General features: G+C 62.9%; 23 protein-coding genes and 1 pseudogene. 6 read left to right on the top strand and 18 right to left on the bottom strand.

What is annotated here, in order from left to right:
* The coding region (locus MESS2_RS32420) for a transposase family protein (protein ID WP_167332458.1) at positions 1-153 on the bottom strand (153 nt) is incomplete at its 3' end.
* Between the two features lie 339 nt (positions 154-492).
* On the opposite strand from MESS2_RS32420, the gene MESS2_RS21590 reads away from it, so the two are divergent.
* Entirely contained in the window at positions 493-2,295 is a 1,803-nt protein-coding gene (locus MESS2_RS21590) for an NAD(P)/FAD-dependent oxidoreductase (protein ID WP_008876576.1), read from the top strand.
* A gap of 54 nt (positions 2,296-2,349) precedes the next feature.
* Here MESS2_RS21590 and MESS2_RS33045 read toward each other — a convergent pair whose 3' ends face one another.
* The 4 genes from MESS2_RS33045 to MESS2_RS21610 are packed head-to-tail and all read right to left on the bottom strand — an operon-like array spanning position 2,350 to position 3,873.
* Positions 2,350-2,556, bottom strand: coding sequence for a DUF1269 domain-containing protein (locus MESS2_RS33045; protein WP_008876577.1), 207 nt, complete (start codon positions 2,554-2,556; stop codon positions 2,350-2,352).
* Complete coding sequence (locus MESS2_RS21600; RefSeq protein WP_008876578.1) at positions 2,471-2,938, bottom strand: GNAT family N-acetyltransferase; 468 nt, start codon at positions 2,936-2,938, stop codon at positions 2,471-2,473. The genes MESS2_RS33045 and MESS2_RS21600 overlap by 86 nt, the downstream gene beginning before the upstream one ends.
* A 54-nt stretch (positions 2,939-2,992) precedes the next feature.
* Positions 2,993-3,301 carry a hypothetical protein gene (locus MESS2_RS21605; protein ID WP_008876579.1) on the bottom strand — a complete coding sequence of 103 codons (309 nt, stop codon included), beginning with the start codon at positions 3,299-3,301 and terminating at the stop codon, positions 2,993-2,995.
* A 5-nt stretch (positions 3,302-3,306) separates the two neighbouring features.
* Positions 3,307-3,873 carry a helix-turn-helix domain-containing protein gene (locus MESS2_RS21610; protein WP_008876580.1) on the bottom strand — a complete coding sequence of 189 codons (567 nt, stop codon included), beginning with the start codon at positions 3,871-3,873 and terminating at the stop codon, positions 3,307-3,309.
* Positions 3,874-4,025: 152 nt separating this feature from the next.
* On the opposite strand from MESS2_RS21610, the gene MESS2_RS21615 reads away from it, so the two are divergent.
* Complete coding sequence (locus MESS2_RS21615; RefSeq protein ID WP_008876581.1) at positions 4,026-5,855, top strand: ATP-binding protein; 1,830 nt, start codon at positions 4,026-4,028, stop codon at positions 5,853-5,855.
* Positions 5,856-6,069: 214 nt separating this feature from the next.
* Here the strand turns inward: MESS2_RS21615 and MESS2_RS21620 are convergent, their stop codons facing one another.
* Together MESS2_RS21620 and miaA are read right to left on the bottom strand one after the other, a co-directional pair.
* A complete protein-coding gene (locus tag MESS2_RS21620; RefSeq protein ID WP_008876582.1) occupies positions 6,070-6,861 on the bottom strand; it encodes a GGDEF domain-containing protein in 792 nt (263 codons plus the stop codon).
* Positions 6,862-6,966: 105 nt separating this feature from the next.
* The gene (gene miaA, locus MESS2_RS21625) at positions 6,967-7,935 is read right to left on the bottom strand and encodes a tRNA (adenosine(37)-N6)-dimethylallyltransferase MiaA (protein WP_040593706.1); all 969 of its coding nucleotides are present in this window, start codon (positions 7,933-7,935) and stop codon (positions 6,967-6,969) included.
* On the opposite strand from miaA, the gene serB reads away from it, so the two are divergent.
* The gene (gene serB, locus MESS2_RS21630) at positions 7,925-8,827 is read left to right on the top strand and encodes a phosphoserine phosphatase SerB (protein WP_083918658.1); all 903 of its coding nucleotides are present in this window, start codon (positions 7,925-7,927) and stop codon (positions 8,825-8,827) included. The two genes, miaA and serB, sit on opposite strands and share 11 nt — an antisense overlap.
* Positions 8,824-9,387, top strand: coding sequence for a GNAT family N-acetyltransferase (locus MESS2_RS21635; RefSeq protein WP_008876585.1), 564 nt, complete (start codon positions 8,824-8,826; stop codon positions 9,385-9,387). Before serB ends, MESS2_RS21635 begins: the two co-directional genes overlap by 4 nt.
* Here the strand turns inward: MESS2_RS21635 and MESS2_RS33865 are convergent, their stop codons facing one another.
* The 7 genes from MESS2_RS33865 to MESS2_RS21665 form a co-directional block, all read right to left on the bottom strand.
* On the bottom strand, positions 9,388-9,519 hold the full coding sequence (locus MESS2_RS33865) for a hypothetical protein (protein WP_280113327.1): 132 nt from the start codon (positions 9,517-9,519) through the stop codon (positions 9,388-9,390).
* A 57-nt stretch (positions 9,520-9,576) separates the two neighbouring features.
* Positions 9,577-11,088 (bottom strand): DegQ family serine endoprotease, encoded by a 1,512-nt coding sequence (locus MESS2_RS21640; protein WP_008876586.1) that lies wholly within the window; start codon positions 11,086-11,088, stop codon positions 9,577-9,579.
* Positions 11,089-11,259: 171 nt separating this feature from the next.
* A complete protein-coding gene (locus tag MESS2_RS21645; RefSeq protein ID WP_008876587.1) occupies positions 11,260-11,445 on the bottom strand; it encodes a DUF2065 domain-containing protein in 186 nt (61 codons plus the stop codon).
* A gap of 6 nt (positions 11,446-11,451) precedes the next feature.
* Positions 11,452-12,393, bottom strand: a complete 942-nt coding sequence (gene hflC, locus MESS2_RS21650) for a protease modulator HflC (protein WP_008876588.1) — start codon at positions 12,391-12,393, stop codon at positions 11,452-11,454.
* The gene (gene hflK, locus MESS2_RS21655) at positions 12,393-13,490 is read right to left on the bottom strand and encodes an FtsH protease activity modulator HflK (RefSeq protein WP_008876589.1); all 1,098 of its coding nucleotides are present in this window, start codon (positions 13,488-13,490) and stop codon (positions 12,393-12,395) included. The genes hflC and hflK overlap by 1 nt, the downstream gene beginning before the upstream one ends.
* A 151-nt stretch (positions 13,491-13,641) precedes the next feature.
* The gene (locus tag MESS2_RS21660; RefSeq protein WP_008876590.1) at positions 13,642-14,160 is read right to left on the bottom strand and encodes a dihydrofolate reductase; all 519 of its coding nucleotides are present in this window, start codon (positions 14,158-14,160) and stop codon (positions 13,642-13,644) included.
* On the bottom strand, positions 14,160-15,170 hold the full coding sequence (locus tag MESS2_RS21665) for a DUF4424 domain-containing protein (protein WP_008876591.1): 1,011 nt from the start codon (positions 15,168-15,170) through the stop codon (positions 14,160-14,162). Before MESS2_RS21665 ends, MESS2_RS21660 begins: the two co-directional genes overlap by 1 nt.
* Before the next feature lie 138 nt (positions 15,171-15,308).
* Between MESS2_RS21665 and cobF the strand changes: the two genes are divergently transcribed.
* On the top strand, positions 15,309-16,079 hold the full coding sequence (cobF, locus tag MESS2_RS21670; RefSeq protein WP_008876592.1) for a precorrin-6A synthase (deacetylating): 771 nt from the start codon (positions 15,309-15,311) through the stop codon (positions 16,077-16,079).
* Between the two features lie 135 nt (positions 16,080-16,214).
* Here the strand turns inward: cobF and MESS2_RS21675 are convergent, their stop codons facing one another.
* The 4 genes from MESS2_RS21675 to modA all read right to left on the bottom strand — a co-directional run bounded on the left by MESS2_RS21675 (position 16,215) and on the right by modA (position 19,276).
* Positions 16,215-16,556 (bottom strand): winged helix-turn-helix domain-containing protein, encoded by a 342-nt coding sequence (locus MESS2_RS21675; protein ID WP_008876593.1) that lies wholly within the window; start codon positions 16,554-16,556, stop codon positions 16,215-16,217.
* A 92-nt stretch (positions 16,557-16,648) separates the two neighbouring features.
* On the bottom strand, positions 16,649-17,761 hold the full coding sequence (gene modC / locus MESS2_RS21680) for a molybdenum ABC transporter ATP-binding protein (protein WP_008876594.1): 1,113 nt from the start codon (positions 17,759-17,761) through the stop codon (positions 16,649-16,651).
* A complete protein-coding gene (gene modB / locus MESS2_RS21685) occupies positions 17,758-18,462 on the bottom strand; it encodes a molybdate ABC transporter permease subunit (RefSeq protein ID WP_008876595.1) in 705 nt (234 codons plus the stop codon). The genes modC and modB overlap by 4 nt, the downstream gene beginning before the upstream one ends.
* A 16-nt stretch (positions 18,463-18,478) precedes the next feature.
* The gene (gene modA / locus MESS2_RS21690; RefSeq protein ID WP_008876596.1) at positions 18,479-19,276 is read right to left on the bottom strand and encodes a molybdate ABC transporter substrate-binding protein; all 798 of its coding nucleotides are present in this window, start codon (positions 19,274-19,276) and stop codon (positions 18,479-18,481) included.
* A 173-nt stretch (positions 19,277-19,449) separates the two neighbouring features.
* On the opposite strand from modA, the pseudogene MESS2_RS21695 reads away from it, so the two are divergent.
* Positions 19,450-19,655 (top strand): annotated as a pseudogene (locus MESS2_RS21695) (TOBE domain-containing protein).
* Positions 19,656-19,914: the final 259 nt, after the last annotated feature.

The raw sequence follows: 19,914 nt of genomic DNA on the forward strand, positions 1-19,914 counted from the left end.
CGACTTGGCGAACAGCGCCATGTCCACCGCACCCTGCCCGCCACTGAGCACCGTGCACAGGGCGATCATCAAGAGCTCATGAAGGTCATGCAGACCAGCGTTCCCGGTCCGCGGATCCTCGAGACCCTCCCAGCACGTGGCAAACTCTTCCAAGTGATGACCTCCCGCGACGTGATTCGAACGCCTACGGGTAGAATCGATGCGCCCAAATCGGGCAAGGCCCCGTGAAATTGTCTGTCAGATCCCAAATGCGATTCCCCTGTGAGTGACATTGACCGGTTCGGATCAATCACCGCTTCGAGTCGTTTCGCCGCAAGACACCGCTTCAGCAGTATCCTCAGTGGCGCCAAAGTCTCGATAAGTAGCTGAAACCACACCAAACTATTTGACGACGTGACGCGGTGCGCATTTTGCCGCGATACTCCAGCCGACCGAGCTGGGAGGGCGCGGCGAAGCCACAGCAAACGACCACGACGTCACGGGAGGAAATTGATGCTCGACAAGGCCCCAAACAAGAAACTGTCAGACCTGCTCGACCGGTTCGGCGCCGCACTTGCCGCCGGCGATGTCGACAGCGCGGTCGGATGCTTTCAGGAAGACTGCTATTGGCGCGATCTCGTCACCTTCACCTGGAACATCAAGACCATGGAAGGCCGCGACCAGGTGCGGGACATGCTGATCAGCCAGTTGGCGAAGACAAAACCGTCGCACTGGGCGATCGCCGAAGGCGAGGATGCGAGCGAAAGCGACGGGCTGCTGGAGGGGTGGATCAGCTTCGAGACAGAGGCGGCGCGCGGCTTCGGTCATATCAGGCTGAAGGACGCCAGGATCTGGACGCTGCTCACCACCATGGTCGAATTGAAAGGCCACGAGGAGCCGGCCGGCTTCGCCAGACCGATGGGCGCCAGGCATGGCCACGGCAAGAATCGTCCGACCTGGAAAGAAGAGCGAGAGAAGGAGGTGGCCGAACTCGGCTTCAAGACGCAGCCCCACACGCTGATCATCGGCGGCGGCCAGGGCGGCATCGCGCTCGGCGCCCGGCTGCGGCAGCTCGGCGTGCCGACCATCATCGTCGAGAAGAACGAGCGCGCCGGCGATTCATGGCGCAAGCGCTATAAGTCCCTCTGCCTGCACGACCCGGTCTGGTACGACCATCTGCCCTATATCGATTTCCCCAGGAACTGGCCGGTCTTCTCACCCAAGGACAAGATCGGCGACTGGCTGGAAATGTACACCAAGGTCATGGAGCTGAATTACTGGTCCTCGACCGAGGCCAAGAGCGCCACCTATGACGACAAGAAAAAGGAATGGACAGTCATCGTCCACCGCGACGGCAAGGATATCACGCTGAAACCGAAGCAGCTGGTGCTGGCGACGGGACAGTCCGGCAAGGCCAACATGCCTGATTTCAAGGGCATGGACAGCTTCAAGGGTGATCAGCACCATTCCTCGAAGCACCCCGGCCCGGATGCCTATGCCGGCAAACGCGCCGTCGTCATCGGCTCGAACAACTCAGCCCATGACATCGCCGCGGCCCTTTGGGAAGCCGGCGCCGACGTCACCATGGTGCAGCGCTCGACCACGCATATCTCCAGATCCGACACGCTGATGGAAATCGGACTGGGTTCGCTCTACTCGGAAAAAGCCGTGCAAGGCGGCATGACGACAGCCAAGGCCGACCTCATCTTTGCTTCCCTGCCCTACAAGATCCTGCATGAATTCCAGATACCGGCCTATGCCGAGATGAAGAAGCGCGATGCCGAGTTCTACAAGGGGCTGGAAAAGGCCGGCTTCATGCTCGACTGGGGCGATGACGATTCCGGCCTGTTCATGAAATATCTCAGGCGCGGCTCGGGCTACTATATCGACGTCGGCGCGTCCGACCTCATCATCGACGGTTCGATCAAGCTGAGAGCCGGCGTCGAGGTCAAGGAGATCAAGGAGCATTCGGTCCTGCTTAGCGACGGATCGGACCTGCCGGCCGACCTCATCGTCTACGCCACCGGCTACGGCTCGATGAATGGCTGGGCGGCCGACCTCATCTCCCGAGAGGTCGCCGACAAGGTGGGAAAATGTTGGGGACTGGGTTCGAACACCACCAAGGATCCCGGGCCCTGGGAAGGCGAATTGCGCAACATGTGGAAGCCGACCCAGCAGGAAGCGCTCTGGTTCCATGGCGGCAATCTGCACCAGTCACGCCACTATTCGCAATTCCTGTCGCTGCAGTTGAAGGCACGGCACGAAGGCATCGCAACGCCGGTCTACGGGCTGCAGCAGGTGCATCACAAGGGATAGCAACGGGAAAAGGCACAAAGGGGGAGGTGCAGCGAATGCCGCGCCTCTCTGTAGTCAGACAGCCGGTGCGGATACCGGCTGGTCCTGCGTGGCTGCCAGCGCGTCGCGCAGAGCCTGCTCCTTGGTGTGGTCGAGCGAGGTTTTCAGCACGGTGCCGCCCGATCCCTTCAGATCCTCAAGTACCTTGTCGGCCGTCATCTTGCGGACCAGCACGAAGAGTGCCGCGTTGCCGGGCTGAAGGCTCGACCCGAGTTCCTTCATGAACTTGTCGTTGATGCCGAAATCGCTCAGCGCGCCGCCAAGCGGCGGCCCGCATCAGGCGGGTCGCCACGCCCTTGCCGCGATGCTCGACGCGGGTCATCAGCTTGGCGATCTCGGCCCGGTGCGGCTGGTTGGGAGGGCAGTCGAGCAGCAAGGTGACGGTGCCGACCAGCACCTCGCCGTCCCATGCGCCAAGCACTGCTCTTTCGCCTCTTGCCGCCGCGGCAAGCGACTTCGTCCAGAAGGCGCCGGCAGTTTCCCGCGACAGCGGATGCATGAAGCTGACCGACCCGCCGGCAGCGACCGTTTCGATCAGCAGGTCGGTCAGCAGTGCCCGCATTTCCGCGGCCTGCGTCAGTGCCTTGATTTCGATGGAACTCATGCGTGCGAAGTCCTTGACTGCGATGGAGCGATCGGCCTGATGCAGATGCTGCCGTCAATCCAGGCGGCTGGCTCGGCGTCGCTTTCGTGTTGCCTTGATCGCGGCAATGCGATCGGTGTCCTTCGGCTGCAGATGCAGCCCGCGTTCCAGGATTTCGAGCGTATATTCCTCATAGGTCAGACCCAGTCGTTCGGCCTTTTCCATCCGCATCAGCATCACGTCACGGCTCGGCGCCTTCCAGGCCTTGGCATGCGCAGCCTGCCAGGCAAGGAAGATGTAAGGGTCGCCGTTGCCCCATGGTGGCCCTTTGTAGTCGTCGAGCGGCGGCCCGCCATTGTGCGAGCGTTTCGGGCGACGCGCCATTCGCCTCAGCCTCTTGCCAGCGCGACCAGATAGTCGGCGGCATCCGGTCCCGGAGCGTGGAAGGTGCAATCCGATGGCGCGCCAAGCGCCAGGCAGTCGCCTGGTTCGAGATTGTGTACGACATCGCCTTCGGTGAATTCCAGGCGTCCGGTAATCAGCCAGATCTGCTGCCTGATGAAGGCATAGGACGCTGCCGGAAAGCTAACCTTGGCTCCCGCCGGCAATTGGACCCGGATCAATTCAAGCGGCATGTCCGAGACCGGCGAAAGATGCCGCCTGACATAACCGGTGGCTGGATCGCGCCAAACCGGCTGGTCGCTTTCGCGAAGCAACCGGCCACCCTGCAATTCTGCCCGCGCGATCAGGGTGGAAAGCGTCATCCCGAAGGCCGCGGCGATACGCACGAGAAGTGCCGCGGTCGGGCTTGTCTTGCCGTGCTCCATCGTGCTCAGCATGGCTTTCGACACATCCGATCGGTCGGCGAGTTCGGTCAGGGACCAGCCTCGCAGGATCCTTTCCGAGCGTATCCGCCTGCCGATGGTCGAAGAGATATCATTCGCTATATCATCCATTCGTTCAATATATCGAATTCTCCGAGTAGCGCAAAGGCAGTTTGATTCAATTTTCGCGAATGGCTTAAGGCCCCCTGCACCATCCGGCCTCACCCCACCTTAACCCCGCCGCTGTAAGGTCGATCTCCTGGGGAATGGGAAACAGCCTGCTCATGTTCGTCGAACGCCAAGCCTCCGTCGGAGAGCCGACACTGCAGGAGCGCCGTACTGCGGAGCAGAACGACAAGCGCATTCTGGGCAATGTCGTTCAGTGCGACGGCGCGCGCGCCACCATCAGCGCCTATGCCGAGGATGCCGAAGGCACGGTCACCGGCCAATGGACGGTCGGCAAGATGATCTCCATCAATCTCGGCGACACGCGAACTGTCGGTCTGGTCTACGGCATCGGCAAGTCGGATCGCGCCTGGAGCAATGAGGGCCAGAACCCGATCGAAGTCAGCATCGAGCTCATCGGCGAGGTTCGCGACGGCGCCAGGCCCGGCGCCAAGCCGGTTTTCGACCGGGGCATCACCTGCTATCCACATATCGGCGCCATCGCTCATCGCATCCGCAGCCGCGACCTGCAGGCCGTCTACGATCTTGCCGGGCGCCATTCGATCACCATCGGCACGCTGTCGCAGGACGAGACGATCGACGCCAACATCGCCATCGACGACACGCTGGCGCGCCACTTCGCCATTGTCGGCACCACCGGCGTCGGCAAATCCACCGCCGTTTCGCTGCTCTTGCGCAAGTCGATCGCCGCCAGGCCCGATCTGCGCATCCTCATTCTCGATCCGCACAACGAGTTTGCGGCGTCCTTGCCGGAATACTGCGTCAAGGTCGACTCGACGACGCTGGATCTGCCCTTCTGGATGTTCAAGCTCGAGGAATTCGCCGAAGTCCTGTTTCGCGGTCGTGAGACGGTGCCGGAGGAAGTCGATGCCTTGCGCGATCTCATCCCCGCCGCCAAGAGTCTGTACCGCAACCCGAACTCGGGCACCTCTCTCAGGCGAGGCGCCGACGCGATGACCGCGGACACGCCGGTGCCCTACCGCATTGCCGATCTCATCAAGCAGATCGACGAGCGCATGGGATTGCTGGAAAGCAAGAATGACCGTCCCACCCTCAGATCGCTGAAGACGCGTATCGAATCGGCGGCCGCGGATCCGCGCTACCGCTTCATGTTCAATTCACGCCTGATCGAGGACACCATCCACGAGACGATCGGCAACATCTTCCGCGTGCCGCATCACGGCCGCCCGGTAACCTGCTTCGAGATGGCCGGCATGCCATCGGAAGTCGTCAATTCCGTCTGTTCGGTGCTGGCCCGTCTGGCCTTCGACCTGGCTCTGTGGAGCGAAGGCCGGCTGCGGCTGCTGTTCTTGTGCGAGGAAGCGCACCGCTACATGCCGGCCGATCCGCGTCTCGGCTTTGCGCCGACCCGACACGCGCTGTCGCGCATCGCCAAGGAAGGCCGCAAATATGGCTGCTATCTCGGCGTCGTCACCCAGCGCCCGGGAGAGCTCGATCCCACGATCCTGTCGCAGTGCTCGACCTTCTTCGCCATGCGGCTCGCCAACGAGCAGGACCAGGCGATCATCCGCTCGGCGATCGCCGACTCCTCGGCCTCGACGCTTGCCTTCCTGTCTTCCATGGGTCAGCGCGAAGCCATCGCCTTCGGTGAAGGCGTGGCGACGACGATGCGGCTGAAGTTCGAGAAAATGTCCGAAGACCTGATCCCAGGCACGGCCAAGCGCGAACAAGCCTTGCCGTCCGAAACCGGCAATGACGTCGACCTGGTGGCGATCGTCGAAAGGCTGCGCAACGTGCCGAAGCCGCAGCAGGCGATGGCTTTCGCCGAAGTCGTGGATTCGGGCCGGCAGGCCGGCGATCCCGACTACCGCAAACCGCTCGTCGCGCGCGCGCAAACGGACGACGATTTCGACATGCGCTACGGCCTCAAGCCGGCCACCTTCGGCCTGCGCCCGCAAAACGACTGAGCCTGCGGCGTTACGTCCTTCTGTTAACAAATTTGAGCTTCCAAGGGCTCTGCTTCGGTGGCCAGCTTGGGCAAATCCCGTCAGGAAATTCGTCAGGCTGAGTCGGATGGTACTGTTTTCGAGAACCGGAGCGGAGCGTACTTATAGTACGCGAGCACCGGAAGCACAGAAAACTGCGCCAGGCGACCAGCCTCACGAATTTCCTGACGGGATTTTAGGCGCAGACGCGGTTGCGGCCTTGCCTCTTCGCCTCATAGAGCTGGCGATCGGCGCGGCGATAGAACTCTTCGGCGGTTTCCTTGCGGTCCCAGACGGCAAGGCCGACGCTGGTGGTGATCTTCAGGCGGACATTGCCTGACAAGATCGACATGTTGGCGATCGCCTTGCGGATGCGCTCGGCGAATTTGGACAGAAGTTCGGCGTCCATGTTGGGAGTGACCACAGCGAACTCCTCGCCGCCCAACCGCGCCACCACGTCGTGATAGCGCGTCATGTCCTTGAGACAGTTGGCGACCGCCCGCAACACCTCGTCGCCGACATCATGGCCATGGGTATCGTTGACCTGCTTGAAATGGTCGAGGTCAAGGATCATCAGCCCGACCGGCTTCTCGACGCGGCGGAACTCCTCGAGATATTCCTTCAGCGCATCGTCGAAATAGCGCCGGTTCTGCATGCCGGTCAGGCTGTCGGTCAGCGCCGCATGCTCCAGCGTTTCCGAGCGCGCGCTGAGCGACACCGTCATGGCGCGCAGCTTGCCTTCTTCCGTCGCCTGCTTGCGGATCAGCGGGTAGATGAAGAAAATGCCGAAGAACAGGGCGGTCGCCAAAAGCACGCCGGTCATAAACAGCAGCTTGTTGAGATAGACGATCTCGTCGACCTTGGAGGGCGTGCCAAGCTCGTTGGCAAAGGCTTGCAGAAGCCCATAAGCGTGAAGCGTCACCAGGCCAGCGGCCAGGATCACGAAGATAAACACGAAAAAGGCTGATTCCGCCTTGTGGAAACGCATCTGGCCGCCGCTGGAAAATTCCTGGAAACCTTATGGCACGCAGGGGCCTTACGGAGAGTTAATCGAGACAACTTCGACGGGAAATTGCGCTTCGAGATCAACTTTTCAGTTTGCACCGGAAACAGCCGCCGAAATCGTGGATTTCACATCATCCCCAGGGCGCAATCTCTGCCATTCCGGGCCCAACTGATGCCTGAACCAGGTGGCCTGTCGCTTGGCATATTGTCGCGTCGCGATCTTGGCGCGCTCGATCGCTTCGGGAAAACTTAGCTCGCCTGCCATCGCCGCCCGGAGTTCACGAACGCCGATCGCCTTCATCGCCGGCAGGTCGGCATCGAGGCCAAGTGCGGCGAGTCGCCTGACCTCTTCAAGGGCGCCGTTGTCCAGCATCCGGTCGAACCGCGCCTCGATGCGGCTCACCAGCGCGGCCCGCTCGGGTTCGATCACGAAGAAGCGCGCGCTGGCCCTGTCGACCAGCGGCCGGCCGCGCATCGCCTGCCAGTCGAGAATGGACCGGCCCGAAGCATCGAGCACCTCCAGCGCCCGCACGATGCGCTGCCCGTCGCTCGGCTTCAGCACCATGCCGGCCGCCGAATCCTCGCGCAGCAGGATGCGATGCAGCTTGGCCGATCCCTGCTCCTTGAGTTCGTAGCGCCAGCGGTCGCGGACCTGTTGCGGAATCTCGGGCATTTCCGAAATGCCTTCCGCAAGCGCCCGGAAATAAAGCCCGGTGCCGCCGACGAAAATCACCGTCCGGTCGAAGAACGTGCCCTCCTCGATCAGCCTGGTCACGTCGCGCAGCCAGGCGCCGGTGGAATAGGCGGTGGAGGGATGGACGTGGCCGTAGAGATAATGCGGGGCGCGGGCGAGTTCGGCGGCGCCCGGCCGCGCCGTCAGCACATCGAGCACCGAATAGCCCTGCATGGAATCGCTGTTGACGATGACGCCGCCCTTGCGTTCGGCGAGATCGAGCGCAAGCGCCGACTTGCCGCTGGCGGTCGGCCCGGCTATCAGGATCGCGTTCTTCACGCGGCCCTCGCCCGCCTGCCCGCCGGAATTCTCGATGCCCCCGATTGCCACGCCCTTGATCGCCACGCTCGTATCCCATCCCGCCGGCCGCGCATTGTCGCCGGCGATTGCGAATATGGCGTCACGGTCGGTCGGCGCAAGCGCTGTTCGCTGGCTTGCCGAAGGGATCGCCTGCGATCTCGCTTTGCCCGAGACAGCCGAAACCACGGAAGCGACCGCCAGTCTGCGCGCCGCGCTCGCCACTGAGCCGGTCGACGTGATCGTTCAGCAGGCCCAGGCAAGGCGAAAGAAGCTCCTCATCGCCGATATGGATTCGACCATGATCGACCAGGAATGCATCGACGAACTTGCCGACGAGATCGGCGTCAAGGATCGCGTTGCCGCGATCACCGCGCGATCGATGAATGGGGAGATCGCTTTCGAGCCGGCCTTGCGCGAGCGGGTGGCGTTGTTGAAAGGTCTCGACGCCGCCGTGGTCGACCGCATCATCGCCAACCGGCTGACGCTGGCCTCCGGTGGCCGCGCACTTGTGCGGACCATGCGTGCCAACGGCGCCTGGACGGCGCTGATATCCGGTGGCTTCAACGTCTTCACCGCGCGCATCGCGGCGATGCTCGGCTTTCAGGAGAACCGCGCCAACCGCCTGATCGAAAAGGATGGCCAGTTCACCGGGATGGTGGCCGAGCCGATCCTCGGCCGCGCCGCCAAGGCCGACGCGCTGCTCGAGATTTCGGCGCGCCTCGGACTGACAACCGCCGACGCCATCGCCGTCGGCGACGGCGCCAACGACCTCGACATGATCCGTCTTGCCGGTACTGGCGTCGCCTTGCACGCCAAGCCGGCGGTGGCGGCCGAGGCCAAGGTCCGCATCGACCATGGCGACCTGACGGCGCTGCTTTATCTGCAGGGGTACCGGCGCGAGGAATTTGCAGAATGAGACCGATCCGCACCGAGCGCCTGATCCTGCGCAATTGGGCGGAGCGCGACCGCGACCTCTTTCACCGGATCAATTCCAACGAGCGCGTCATGGAATTCTTTCCGTTCCGCCGCGACCGTGCCGCCGCCGACGCCAAGATGGACGAATTTCAGGACGCCGTTGACCGCGACGGCTATGGCTGGTCAGCTGTCGAGATTGCTGCATCCGGCGAGTGCATCGGCTTTGTCGGTCTGAATCTTGCCGAGATCGAACCCATAGCGCCGGCCGGCACGATAGAAATCGGTTGGCGGCTTGCACCTGAATTCTGGGGCCGTGGCTACGTCAAGGAAGCGGCAGAGGCATGGCTCGCCTATGGGTTTGTAACGCTTGGATTGACCGAGATCGTCTCCTTCGCCGTGTGGAACAACCTTCGCTCGACGGCGGTGATGGAACGTCTTGGCATGGGCCGCGACTTTTCCGGCGACTTCGACAACTCCCGGGTTCCGGATACACATCCGCAACTCAAACGTCATGTGCTGTACAGGCTGACAGCCGAGGACTGGCGAAAGAGCCGTCGCTGATCAGGGCCTGTCAGAAGGTAGTTCATCGCCGGGGTGCGGCGATTTGACGGCGACCTTGTCGAGCACTTTGGCGAAATCGTCCTCCGACGCATCTCCGGCCCGTCGACGCAGGAAATCGGCAGCCGTCTCCATTGCTCCAACCTTTTTGCGTCCCATGGGATGTTCAACATACCTGTGAGGATGCCGGCATCAGTCCATTCTTATAGTCACGAACCGCAACTCGCCCGTCTTCGACGCCAGCATCAGAAGCGCGTTCTTGCGGCCTTGCTCCTTCAGCGCGCCGATCCGGTCCATGACGTCCTTGGGCGTGGCAACCGATTCCTGGGCGATCTCGGTGATCACCTCACCGGCCTGGATGCCGCGTTCGGCCGCGGCCGAATCCTTGGCGACATCGGTGATGACGACGCCGGAGACATCGGCGGCGATGCCGAATTTCGTGCGCGTCTCGTCGTTGAGTTCGCCGACGGTCATGCCGAGCACGGAAGCCGTCGAAACGGCCGGCGCCTTGTCGCCGTCGTCCTGATCGGTGTTGCCGTTTTCGCCGCTGGCAAGCTTTTCGCCGTCCTCGAGCCGGCCGAGCGTCACCTTCACGGTCTGCTCGACACCTTTGCGCACGATGACCACGTCGACCGCCTTGCCGACCGTGCTTTCCGCGACGACGCGCGGCAGATCGCGCATCTCCTGGATGTCCTTGCCGTCGAATTTGATGATGACGTCGCCCGCCAGGATGGTGCCATTGTCGACCGGCCCGCCCTTGATGACGCCGGCGACCAGCGCCCCCTTGGCGGTCGCCATGCCGAGGCTTTCGGCGATGTCGGCCGTCACCGGCTGGATACGCACGCCGAGCCAGCCGCGCCGCGTCTCGCCGAACTGGCGGAGCTGGTCGACGACGCCAGATGCAAGCTGCGAGGGAATGGAGAAGCCGATACCGATCGAACCGCCGGACGGCGAGATGATCGCCGTGTTGATGCCGATTACTTCGCCGACGCTGTTGAACAGCGGGCCGCCGGAATTGCCGCGATTGATCGCGGCATCGGTCTGGATGAAATCGTCATAGGGACCGGAACTGATGTCTCGATTGCGGGCCGAGACGATGCCGACCGTCACCGTGCCGCCGAGGCCGAACGGATTGCCGATCGCCATCACCCAGTCGCCGACACGCATCTTGTTGGAATCGCCGAATTTCACCGCCGTCAGCTTCTGCCCCTTCGGATCGACCTTCAGCACCGCAACGTCGGTCTTGATGTCGGCGCCGACCAGCGTCGCCTTGAGCGTCACGCCGTCGGAGAAATTCACCTCGATGTCGTCGGCATCGGCGATGACATGGTTGTTGGTCACCACGATGCCCTGCTCGGCGTCGACCACGAAACCGGAGCCCAGCGACTGCACTTTCTGCGCACTGCCCTTGTCGCCGCCACGGTTCTTGAAGAAATCGTCGAAGAAATCCTGGAACGGCGACCCCTCGGGAAGCTGCGGCATCGGCACCGCGCCCGGACCTTCCGTGCCCTTGACCGTCTGCGAGGTCGATATGTTGACCACGGCGCCCAGCAGGCCCTGCGCGAGATCGGCGACCGAAGGCGGCCCGTCCGCAGCTGCCGAAGGCGTCACGAAGGACGGGACGGCAAGGGGCCCGACAATGAGTGCCGCCGTGCCGGCGATGAACGTCCGCCTCGCCGCGCGCAGAAGGGTGTTGGATGTCATCGAGAAGTCTCCCAGTTTTTCTGAAGAGATAAGTGTTTCTGAAAAGATAAGCGCTTCGGCAAAAACGCTGCGTCACGCCATGTTGGCAAAAAATACGGCACGTTTGCGGCCTTGACTATCGGCTGAGGATAAATCCTCCGTTACGCCGGCACCATTAAAGCATCGCCGTCATCAGCCACGCACCAGCCAGACAATGCCGACGCCGATGACAATCGCCGCCAGCCCCGCGATCCGCAGCGCGTTCTCCGGCATTGACAGCACTTCACCGGCGAGTTTCCTGGCAAGGCCGGGAAAGCCGCCATAGACCAGGCCCTCGATAACGAGGACCAGGCCTATTGCCGCCAGGAAATCCTGCACCGGCCGTTACTGGCCGGTGCCTGGCTGCGCCGGCGCGGCAGGTGCTGCCGGCGGCTTTGGCGGCGTCTGCCCGCCGTCGGGATCGCGGAAGAAGCGGAAGAACTCCGAGCTCGGCGACAGCACCATCGTCGTCCCGGTATTGTCCAGCGCCGTGCCATAGGCATTCATCGACCGGTAGAAATCGAAGAAAGCCGGATCGCGCTGGTAGGCCGCCGCGAAGGTGGCACTGCGCTGGGCTTCGCCCTCGCCGCGCAGGATTTCCGATTCCTTCTGCGCCTCGGCGACGATCTCCACCACCTCGCGGTCGGCACGCGCCTTGATGCGCTGCGCCGCCTCGTTGCCGCGCGCCCTCAGCCGCTCGGCTTCGGCCAGACGCTCAGCCTTCATGCGGTCGTAAGTCTGCTGCGAGACTTCGGCCGTCAGGTCGGTGCGGCGGATGCGGACATCCTCGATCTGCAGGCCGAGCGACGTGGCGTCGGGCCTGAGCTGATCGCGCACCTCGCGCATCATCACGGCCCGCTCTTCCGAGAGCGCCGCCTCGAAGTCGCGCAGACCGTAGACACGGCGCAGTGCCGCGTCGAGACGCGTCCTCAGTCGCGCCTCGGCCAGTTCGATCTGACCCGACACCGCGGCGCGGAACACCCGCGGATCCGAGATGCGATAGGCGATGAAGGCGTCGACCTCGTAGAACTTGCCGCCCGACACCTGGACGCGGATGTTGTCGAGGTCGAAGCGCAGCACCCGGTTCTCGATCAATTGCACGCTGTCGGCATCGAAGAACGCGAACGGCGCCTTGAAGTAGATACCGGGCTCATTCTTGACGTCGACGATCTCGCCGAATCTGAGCACCAGCGCCTGCTGGCGCGCATTGACCACGAACACCGAGGAATAGAGCAGGAACAGGATGACCGCGGCAATGACCGCGATGACGGGAAGACGGTTGGCCATCACTGGTTTCCTCCCAGCACCGGCGCCGGCGCCTTCTGTTGCAATGCCGGCAGCGGCAGATAGGGAACGACCCCCTGCCCGTTGCCTTGCTCGACGATGACCTTGCCCGAATCCCTCAGAACCTTCTCCATCGTTTCCAGATAAAGCCGCTTGCGCGTCACGTCGGGCGCCTTGGCGTATTCGTCATAGACCGAGATGAAGCGCTGCGCCTCGCCTTGGGCCTCCTGCACGACACGGTTCTTGTAGGCTGCCGCGTCCTCGCGGATCTGGGCGGCCGCGCCGCGCGCCTGGCCGAGTTTCTGGTTGGAATACTGGTTGGCCTGCTCGACGAACTTGTCCTCGTCCTGCTCGGCGCGCTGCACCTCGTCGAAGGCGTCGGCCACTTCGCGTGGCGGCGCGGCATCCTCGATCGAGATTGCATTGACGTTGAGGCCGGCCTTGTAGCCGTCGAGCGTCGTCTGGATGATTTCGCGAACCGAGGCCGCAATGCCCTGGCGGTCGTCGCGGAAAATGTCCTGCGCGGGCCTGCGGCCGACCGCTTCGCGCATGGCGCTTTCGGCGACCTGCCGCAGCATGCCGTCCGGATCGGACACGTCGAACAGATAGGCCCTCGGATCGGCGACCTGATAGGCCACCGAGAACTGGACGTTGACGATGTTCTGGTCGCCGGAAAGCATCAGGCCTTCGCCGCTGGTGTTGCCGCCGCCGATGTTTACGAGCTGCTCGGCGATGTTGGCCGTCTCGACCGTTTCGATGGGCCACCAATGGAAATGCAGGCCGGGCTGCGAGAGCTCCGCCTTCGGCTTGCCGAACCTGAGTTCAACCGCAACCTCGTCGGGCTGCACGGTATAGACCGCCTTGAACGCCCACAGCACGACAAGCGCTGCCGCAATCAGCGCAAACACGGCTGGGCTGGCGCCACCGCCGCCCGGCAGCGCGCGCCGCAACCTGTCCTGGCCGCGCCGGATGATGTCTTCGAGATCGGGAGGCGAACCCTGCGGGCCGCTCGGCCCCTTTGGCCCCTGCCCCCAGGGACCCTGATTGCCGCCGCCGCCCCACGGGCCGCCGCCACCGCCACTCTTGTCATTCCAGGGCATGAATGTCCTTTCGCTTGGAATTCCCTCAAGCGCCTGTTCTACGGCGCAAAATCCAATATCGTTCTTCTATAGGGATGCGACGGCACGCTTTCAACGCGATCGGTTGCCGGCATCGTCCGATTTTGCAGCGGTCGCGGCCCTTTATCGCCTCTCAATGCACGTCATGGCGTCGCTCGTAAACCGAATAGCGCGTCGCATGGCTATCCTTTTCACCGGCCGGAATGTCCTCGGAGCGGACAATGTGCCACAAATCCGGATCGATCGGCTGGAAATGTGCGTCACCATCGACCACAGCCAGAATATGGGTGACATGCAAGCGGTCGGCCAGCGGCAACGCCTGGGCATAGATCTCGCCGCCGCCGATGACACAGATTTCGTCGACGCCGGCCATGCAGCGCCCGCGAACATCCGCCAGCCTGATCGCGTCGTCGAGCGAATGCGCGATTTCGACGCCCTCGGCGCGCCAGGTCTTGTCGCGGGTCACCACGATGTTGAGCCTGCCCGGCAGCGGCCGGCCGATGCCTTCATAGGTCTTGCGGCCCATGATGATGGGCTTGCCCATCGTGTCGGCCTTGAACCGCTTGAGATCGCTGGAAAGCCGCCACGGCAAGCCGCCATCGCGTCCGATCACGCCGTTCTCGGCGATGGCGACATAGATCGCGACGTCCATCAGCCGCCGCCCTCGCTATCCGACGGCTCGAGCAGCAATATGTCGATGTCGCGCTCGGGATAGAAGTCATCGGCCGTCATCTCGAAGGTGGTCGGCCCGACCTTCCTGACATTATCGCCGCAGAACGAGACCAGGTTCTTCGGATCGCCCTTGTCGATGGTCAGCTTGAACTTGCCGATGCTGCCCGATGCCCAGTTGCCGCCGGTGGTCAGGATATAGGCGATGCGGTTCTCGAAATATTTCGGGTTGCCGTCGGGATCGGCCTTTGCCGCCTTGCGGACAGCATTCTCGAACGTATCGTCCATGCAATAGCGGGTCTTGTAGGCGCCATACTGGCCCTGGAACTGGCCGTCGTGGAAGAAGCTGAGCGAGGACGTGCCGCCGACGCTCGGCTTGTAATGATGGGCGACACGGACCGCCTTGTTGGCGGGAAAGGTCGAGCGCCACCAATAGGTCGAGCGCAACTGCCAGAACGGCGCATAGACGGTCTTCATGCCCGAACCGTCGTCGGAAGTATCCTGAATGATGATGCCACGGTTGACCCAGTCGTCGGCAACCGCCGGCGGCAGCTTGGCCAGCGCCGCCTTGGCGGCATCGCCGAACGGGTAGAACGGCACGTTTTGCGCCTTGAGGTCGGCACTGATGTCGATGCCGAGCGCGAACACCTTCTGCTCGAGCTGCGGCTTTGCCGCCACGCCGTCGATCGTTACCTCGAAGCCGAGGAAATTATCGCTCTGGTCGTCGGGGATCGCCGGCATCTCGTTCGGGTCGCCCTCGATGTCGGGCATCGGAAAGGCGACGATCGCATCGACATCCTTGTCCGTATTGTTGCGGAAGACATAGTCGACCGTCACCTTGTCCGCCGAGATGAAGAGGTTCTCGCTCTCCATGGCCACCGCGTCGCTGCGCGACAGGATCAGCCCGCCGGTGCCCAGTTCGGCAACCGAATCATTGGCGAACGCGGGCGCGGCGCAGAGTGCCAGTGCTGCGGTCACGACAGATCGAAACATCGAAGCTCCTCAGCGAGAATGCAGCCATGACCCTAGCTGTTCAACGTGGCGTTTCAAGCCCTTGCGTGCGCCGCGGACGCTTGCATCGATGCCACGGTTATCTGGACACAAACGCTCCGATCGGGCAGGAGTTCGCCCATGCGCAAGCTTCTCGTCATCGGCATCGGCGCCGGCAATCCCGACCATATGACCGTGCAGGCCATAAACGGCTTGAACCGGGCCGAAGTGCTGTTCATTCCCGACAAGGGCGCGGCGAAGAACGATCTCGCCGAATTGCGCCGCCAGATCTGCGACCGCTTCGTCACCAATCCGAAGTCACGCCGCGTCGAATTCGAGGTGCCGGTGCGCGCCGAGCCGACGTCCTCCTACCGCTCGACCGTCGATGACTGGCATGAGGCGATCGCAGCGATCTATGAAGGCCTGATCCGCGACGAGCTTGCGCAAGACGGCTGCGGCGCCTTCCTGATCTGGGGCGATCCCTCGCTCTACGACAGCGCGCTGCGCATCCTGGAGCGCGTGCGCCTCAGGGGCAATGTCGAATTCGCTTTGGAGGTCATTCCCGGCATCACCGCCGTCCAGGCGCTTGCCGCCAGCCACAAAATGGCGCTGAACCGCATCGGCGATGCCATCCTGATCACCACGGGCCGCCGGCTCACCGAGGAAGGCTTGCCCGAAAATGCCGGCAGCATCGTCGTCATGCTGGACGGCAAATGCGCCTTCAACACGCTGGAGGACAAGAACACCCTGATCCACTGGGGCGCTTATCTCGGCACATCAGACGAGATCATCATTTCCGGCCGCCTCGGCGATGTCGGCGACGAGATCGAGCGCGTCCGCGAAGAAGCCCGCCGGAAAAAGGGCTGGATCATGGACACCTATCTGCTGCGCAAACCTGACGTAGGGCAGTAGGGCAGTAGGGCAGTAGGGCAGTAGGAAATAATATTTTAGAGGCGTGATAGGCAAGATCTCACACGAAAAACTCTGATAGTCGCGAATTCTCATATCCCTACTGCCCTACTGCCTTATTCCCCTACTCCCTTCCTCTCACCCCGCGTCTATCTCCGCCTGCAGTGCCTCCATATGCGTCGCTGCCGCCGAAGTGGCCGCCCGCTCTATGGCGCGAAAACGGCTGACCACAGCGAGCCCCACCGCCGTCAGTTGGGCGCCACCGCCCTTCCTGCCGCCGGTCTGCGCCGCGACCAGCGGCTTGCCGAACACCCGGTTCATGTCCTCGACCAGATCCCAGGCATGCTTGTAGGACATTTCCATGCCGCGCGCCGCGGCCGAGATCGAGCCGAAGGCGGCGATCTGCTCCAGAAGCTCGATCTTGCCCGGCCCGATGCGCCCGTCGGGATCGAGATTTATCCGCAAGCTCAGCGACGGCATTTTTGCTCCTCCGCAGTCACGCCCGCACCCAGACTAATGTCTCTTCGACCATATCGCTATTCCAAAGCAACATAGCGAAAATCATGGATCGGTCACCCATCCGACTCTACCGGCAGGCCGGCGCCGGTATTCGCCCGGTCGAAACTCACCGTCTTGACCACCGCGAACACCTTTCGGCCGAGCCGTAGCTTCAGCGCCTGTCGCGACTGCTCGGTGATCCGGGCAAGTATGGTTGCGCCATTGCAGTCGATTGCGACCTCGACCGCAGGCCCCTCGCCCGGCTCAATCGCGACGATCGTGCCCGGCAATATGTTGAGCGCGCTGAGGCCCGTCGGCTGTTCGGTGGCGATCATGACGTCACGGGCGCGGACGCGGATGCGGACCGGCGCACCGACCGGCATCGCCAGAAGCGGCACGCGGATCTCGCCCGCCGCCGAGCCGAGCACGGTCATGCCGAAGACTTCGTCATGGCGCAGCACCGCCGTATCCAGCACGCCGCCGCCCTCACCGCGCTCTTCCGCCGGCAACAGATCGAGCCGCTGCATGATCGCCGTAGTCGGTCCGGCGGCCGCGACCTTGCCTTGCGCCAGCACCACTACGTCGCTCGCCAACCGCGCCACCTCGGCGACGGAATGGCTGACATAGACGATCGGAATTTTCGTCTCGTCGCGCAGCCGCTCGATATAGGGCAGGATCTCGGCCTTGCGCGCGTCGTCGAGGGAGGCCAGCGGCTCGTCCATCAGCAGCAGTTTCGGGCTGGCAAGCAGCGCCCGGCCGATCGCCACGCGCTGCTTCTCGCCGCCGGAGAGCTTCGCCGGCCGCCGCTCCAGCAGCGGACCGATGCCGAGCAGGTCGACCACCGCATTGAAATCCGCGTAGCGTTCTGCTGTGGGCGTGAACCAGCGGCCATAACGCAGATTGCTCGCCACGCTCATATGCGGGAACAGCCGCGCGTCCTGGAACACCATGCCGATCCGGCGTTTGTGCTTCGGCACGAAGATGCCCGCCGCCGTATCGACCAGCACGCGGCCGTCGACTGCGATCCGCCCTTTGTCGGGGCGGATCAGCCCGGCGATCAGGTTGATCAGCGTCGTCTTGCCGGAGCCCGAGGGGCCGAACAATGCAGTCAATCGCCCTGCGCTCTCGAAACGGGCATCGACCCCGAAATCGCCAAGCCGATGGCTGATGTCGACAGTTACGGTCATTCGATGTCCATCCGCCGGCCGACGCGCCGCGCCAGCACTTCCGAGGCGACAAGGGCGGCCATCGAAATGACGATCGAGATTAGCGTCAGCCGGAGCGCGCCTTCATCGCCACCGGGCACCTGGGTAAAAGTGTAGATCGCCGACGGCAGCGTCTGCGTCTCGTTCGGGATGTTGGAAACGAAGGTGATCGTCGCGCCGAACTCGCCCATCGCCTTGGCGAAGGACAGGATCGCGCCGGCGATCAGTCCCGGCAGGATCAGCGGCAGCGTGATGGTGGCGAACACGAGCAACGGATTGGCGCCAAGCGTCCCGGCCGCCGCTTCCATCTTGCGGTCGACCGCCTCGATCGACAGCCGGATCGCCCGCACCATCAGGGGAAAGCCCATGATGCCGCAGGCCAGCGCCGCACCCGTCCAGCGAAACGAGAAGACGATGCCGAAATGCTCGGCGAGGAACGCGCCGGCCGGCCCGCGCCGGCCGAACGTCAAAAGCAGCAAATAACCGGTCACCACCGGCGGCAGTATCAGCGGCAGATGCACCAGCCCGTTGAGCAGCGTCTTGCCCCAGAATTTTCCGCGGGCAAGAACGAGCGCGATCAATATGCCCGGTGGCAGGCTGAAAAGCATCGCCACGGTCGCCACCTTGATGGACAGCCGGACCGCATTCCATTCGTCGGGAGTGAGGTCCAGCAGCCAGGTCATGCCTTGGTTTCGTGCCTCAGTTGCTCGGCGTCAGGACGGTGAACCCCTGCTCCTTGAAGAGCGCGCCGGCCTTGGCGGATTGCAGGCATTTCAGGAAGGCCGGTGTATCCTTGTCCTTCGAGTCGGCGGTCTGGGCAACCGGGTAGATGATCGGCGGGTGCGAATCCTCCGGGAAGGCGCCGATCACCTTGACGCCCTTTTCGGCATGCGCGTCGGTGGCATAGACTATGCCGAGAGCCGCTTCGCCGGTCGAAACCAGCTTCAGCGCCGCGCGCACATTCTCGGCCTGCGCCACCTTGCCCTCGACCGACGACCAGACGCCGAGCGATTCAAGTGCCGCCTTGCCGTATTTGCCGGCCGGCACCGCCTTGAAATCGCCCATGGCGAGCTTGCCATCGCCGATGAGCCTGGCGAGATCAAAACCCTTTTCGATCCTGGCTTCGGCCGTTGAATCCTTCGGCGCCACCAGCACGATCTCGTTGCCGAGCAGCTTCACCTCGGTGTCCGGCTTGGTCAGCTTCTTGTCGGAAAGATACTTCATCCAGTCGAGATCGGCCGAAATGAAGATATCGGCCGGCGCGCCGCCCTCGATCTGCTTGGCCAGCGCCGAACTTGCCGCGTAGGAGACCGTCGCGGCCTCGCCGACATCGGCCTCGCAGGCCTTGTTGACGGCATCGAGCCCGTCCTTGAGGCTGGCTGCGGCAAACACGATCACCTTGTCTTCCGCGTGCGCTGCCGGCACTGCAGCCATCAGTGCCGCAGCAAAACCACCGATCGCAATCGCCCTCAATCCAAGACCTTTGCGCGTCACCATGAAAACTCTCCCTGGGTTTGAAATCCGCTCGGCTCGAAGCCTGTCAATCGATATATCCGGATGAACATAACAAGGGAAGGCTTTTACTCGACGCCGGGATTGTATCTTGATGTTGTCGCGGCCTACGATGAGTTGGACCGGATACAGCGGTATCACGCCGAAGGAGACGTCGCATGAAAATCAGCGCCCGCAACATCCTCAAGGGAACGATCGTCGAGATCGTCAAGGGAGCCACCACTTCGCACGTGCTGATCGACATCGGCGGTTCCGTCGTCACCGCCTCGATCACCAACGAGGCAGTGGCTGATCTCCAGCTTGAAAAGGGCGGCAGGCCTATGCCGTGATCAAGGCCTCGGATGTGATGGTCGGCGTCGACTGAGCACTTCCCAATCTACAAGGTTCAGGCAGCGAGCCTGTGAATCAAAGCATCTTCGACATAAATGCCGTCGACGGTGTTATGGGAAAATCGTACTTCTCCAAGGCCATCCACCCGCATCGCGGTGCCTAAGCCGGCTATCAGCCGGTCGTCCGCTGATGTGATCTTTACCTTGCTAAGATCCAGAATCGGCTGGTCTGGGCGCGCTTTGCGCCAGTCTGCGGCAATGGTTGCCGCATCAAGGTACTTTTTCTCGAGATCC

This window comes from Mesorhizobium metallidurans STM 2683, assembly GCF_000350085.1.
GTDB classification, from domain to species: Bacteria; Pseudomonadota; Alphaproteobacteria; order Rhizobiales; family Rhizobiaceae; genus Mesorhizobium; species Mesorhizobium metallidurans.

What these genes read in the sequence shown, in the direction of transcription:
- MESS2_RS21590 (WP_008876576.1), top strand. Translation starts at nt 493, where the DNA reads ATGCTCGACAAGGCCCCAAACAAGAAACTGTCAGACCTGCTCGACCGG.
- MESS2_RS33045 (WP_008876577.1), bottom strand. Translation starts at nt 2,556, where the DNA reads ATGAAGGAACTCGGGTCGAGCCTTCAGCCCGGCAACGCGGCACTCTTC.
- MESS2_RS21600 (WP_008876578.1), bottom strand. Translation starts at nt 2,938, where the DNA reads ATGAGTTCCATCGAAATCAAGGCACTGACGCAGGCCGCGGAAATGCGG.
- MESS2_RS21605 (WP_008876579.1), bottom strand. Translation starts at nt 3,301, where the DNA reads ATGGCGCGTCGCCCGAAACGCTCGCACAATGGCGGGCCGCCGCTCGAC.
- MESS2_RS21610 (WP_008876580.1), bottom strand. Translation starts at nt 3,873, where the DNA reads ATGGATGATATAGCGAATGATATCTCTTCGACCATCGGCAGGCGGATA.
- MESS2_RS21615 (WP_008876581.1), top strand. Translation starts at nt 4,026, where the DNA reads ATGTTCGTCGAACGCCAAGCCTCCGTCGGAGAGCCGACACTGCAGGAG.
- MESS2_RS21620 (WP_008876582.1), bottom strand. Translation starts at nt 6,861, where the DNA reads ATGCGTTTCCACAAGGCGGAATCAGCCTTTTTCGTGTTTATCTTCGTG.
- serB (WP_083918658.1), top strand. Translation starts at nt 7,925, where the DNA reads ATGCCCCCGATTGCCACGCCCTTGATCGCCACGCTCGTATCCCATCCC.
- MESS2_RS21635 (WP_008876585.1), top strand. Translation starts at nt 8,824, where the DNA reads ATGAGACCGATCCGCACCGAGCGCCTGATCCTGCGCAATTGGGCGGAG.
- MESS2_RS33865 (WP_280113327.1), bottom strand. Translation starts at nt 9,519, where the DNA reads ATGGAGACGGCTGCCGATTTCCTGCGTCGACGGGCCGGAGATGCGTCG.
- MESS2_RS21640 (WP_008876586.1), bottom strand. Translation starts at nt 11,088, where the DNA reads ATGACATCCAACACCCTTCTGCGCGCGGCGAGGCGGACGTTCATCGCC.
- hflC (WP_008876588.1), bottom strand. Translation starts at nt 12,393, where the DNA reads ATGGCCAACCGTCTTCCCGTCATCGCGGTCATTGCCGCGGTCATCCTG.
- hflK (WP_008876589.1), bottom strand. Translation starts at nt 13,490, where the DNA reads ATGCCCTGGAATGACAAGAGTGGCGGTGGCGGCGGCCCGTGGGGCGGC.
- MESS2_RS21660 (WP_008876590.1), bottom strand. Translation starts at nt 14,160, where the DNA reads ATGGACGTCGCGATCTATGTCGCCATCGCCGAGAACGGCGTGATCGGA.
- MESS2_RS21665 (WP_008876591.1), bottom strand. Translation starts at nt 15,170, where the DNA reads ATGTTTCGATCTGTCGTGACCGCAGCACTGGCACTCTGCGCCGCGCCC.
- cobF (WP_008876592.1), top strand. Translation starts at nt 15,309, where the DNA reads ATGCGCAAGCTTCTCGTCATCGGCATCGGCGCCGGCAATCCCGACCAT.
- MESS2_RS21675 (WP_008876593.1), bottom strand. Translation starts at nt 16,556, where the DNA reads ATGCCGTCGCTGAGCTTGCGGATAAATCTCGATCCCGACGGGCGCATC.
- modC (WP_008876594.1), bottom strand. Translation starts at nt 17,761, where the DNA reads ATGACCGTAACTGTCGACATCAGCCATCGGCTTGGCGATTTCGGGGTC.
- modB (WP_008876595.1), bottom strand. Translation starts at nt 18,462, where the DNA reads ATGACCTGGCTGCTGGACCTCACTCCCGACGAATGGAATGCGGTCCGG.
- modA (WP_008876596.1), bottom strand. Translation starts at nt 19,276, where the DNA reads ATGGTGACGCGCAAAGGTCTTGGATTGAGGGCGATTGCGATCGGTGGT.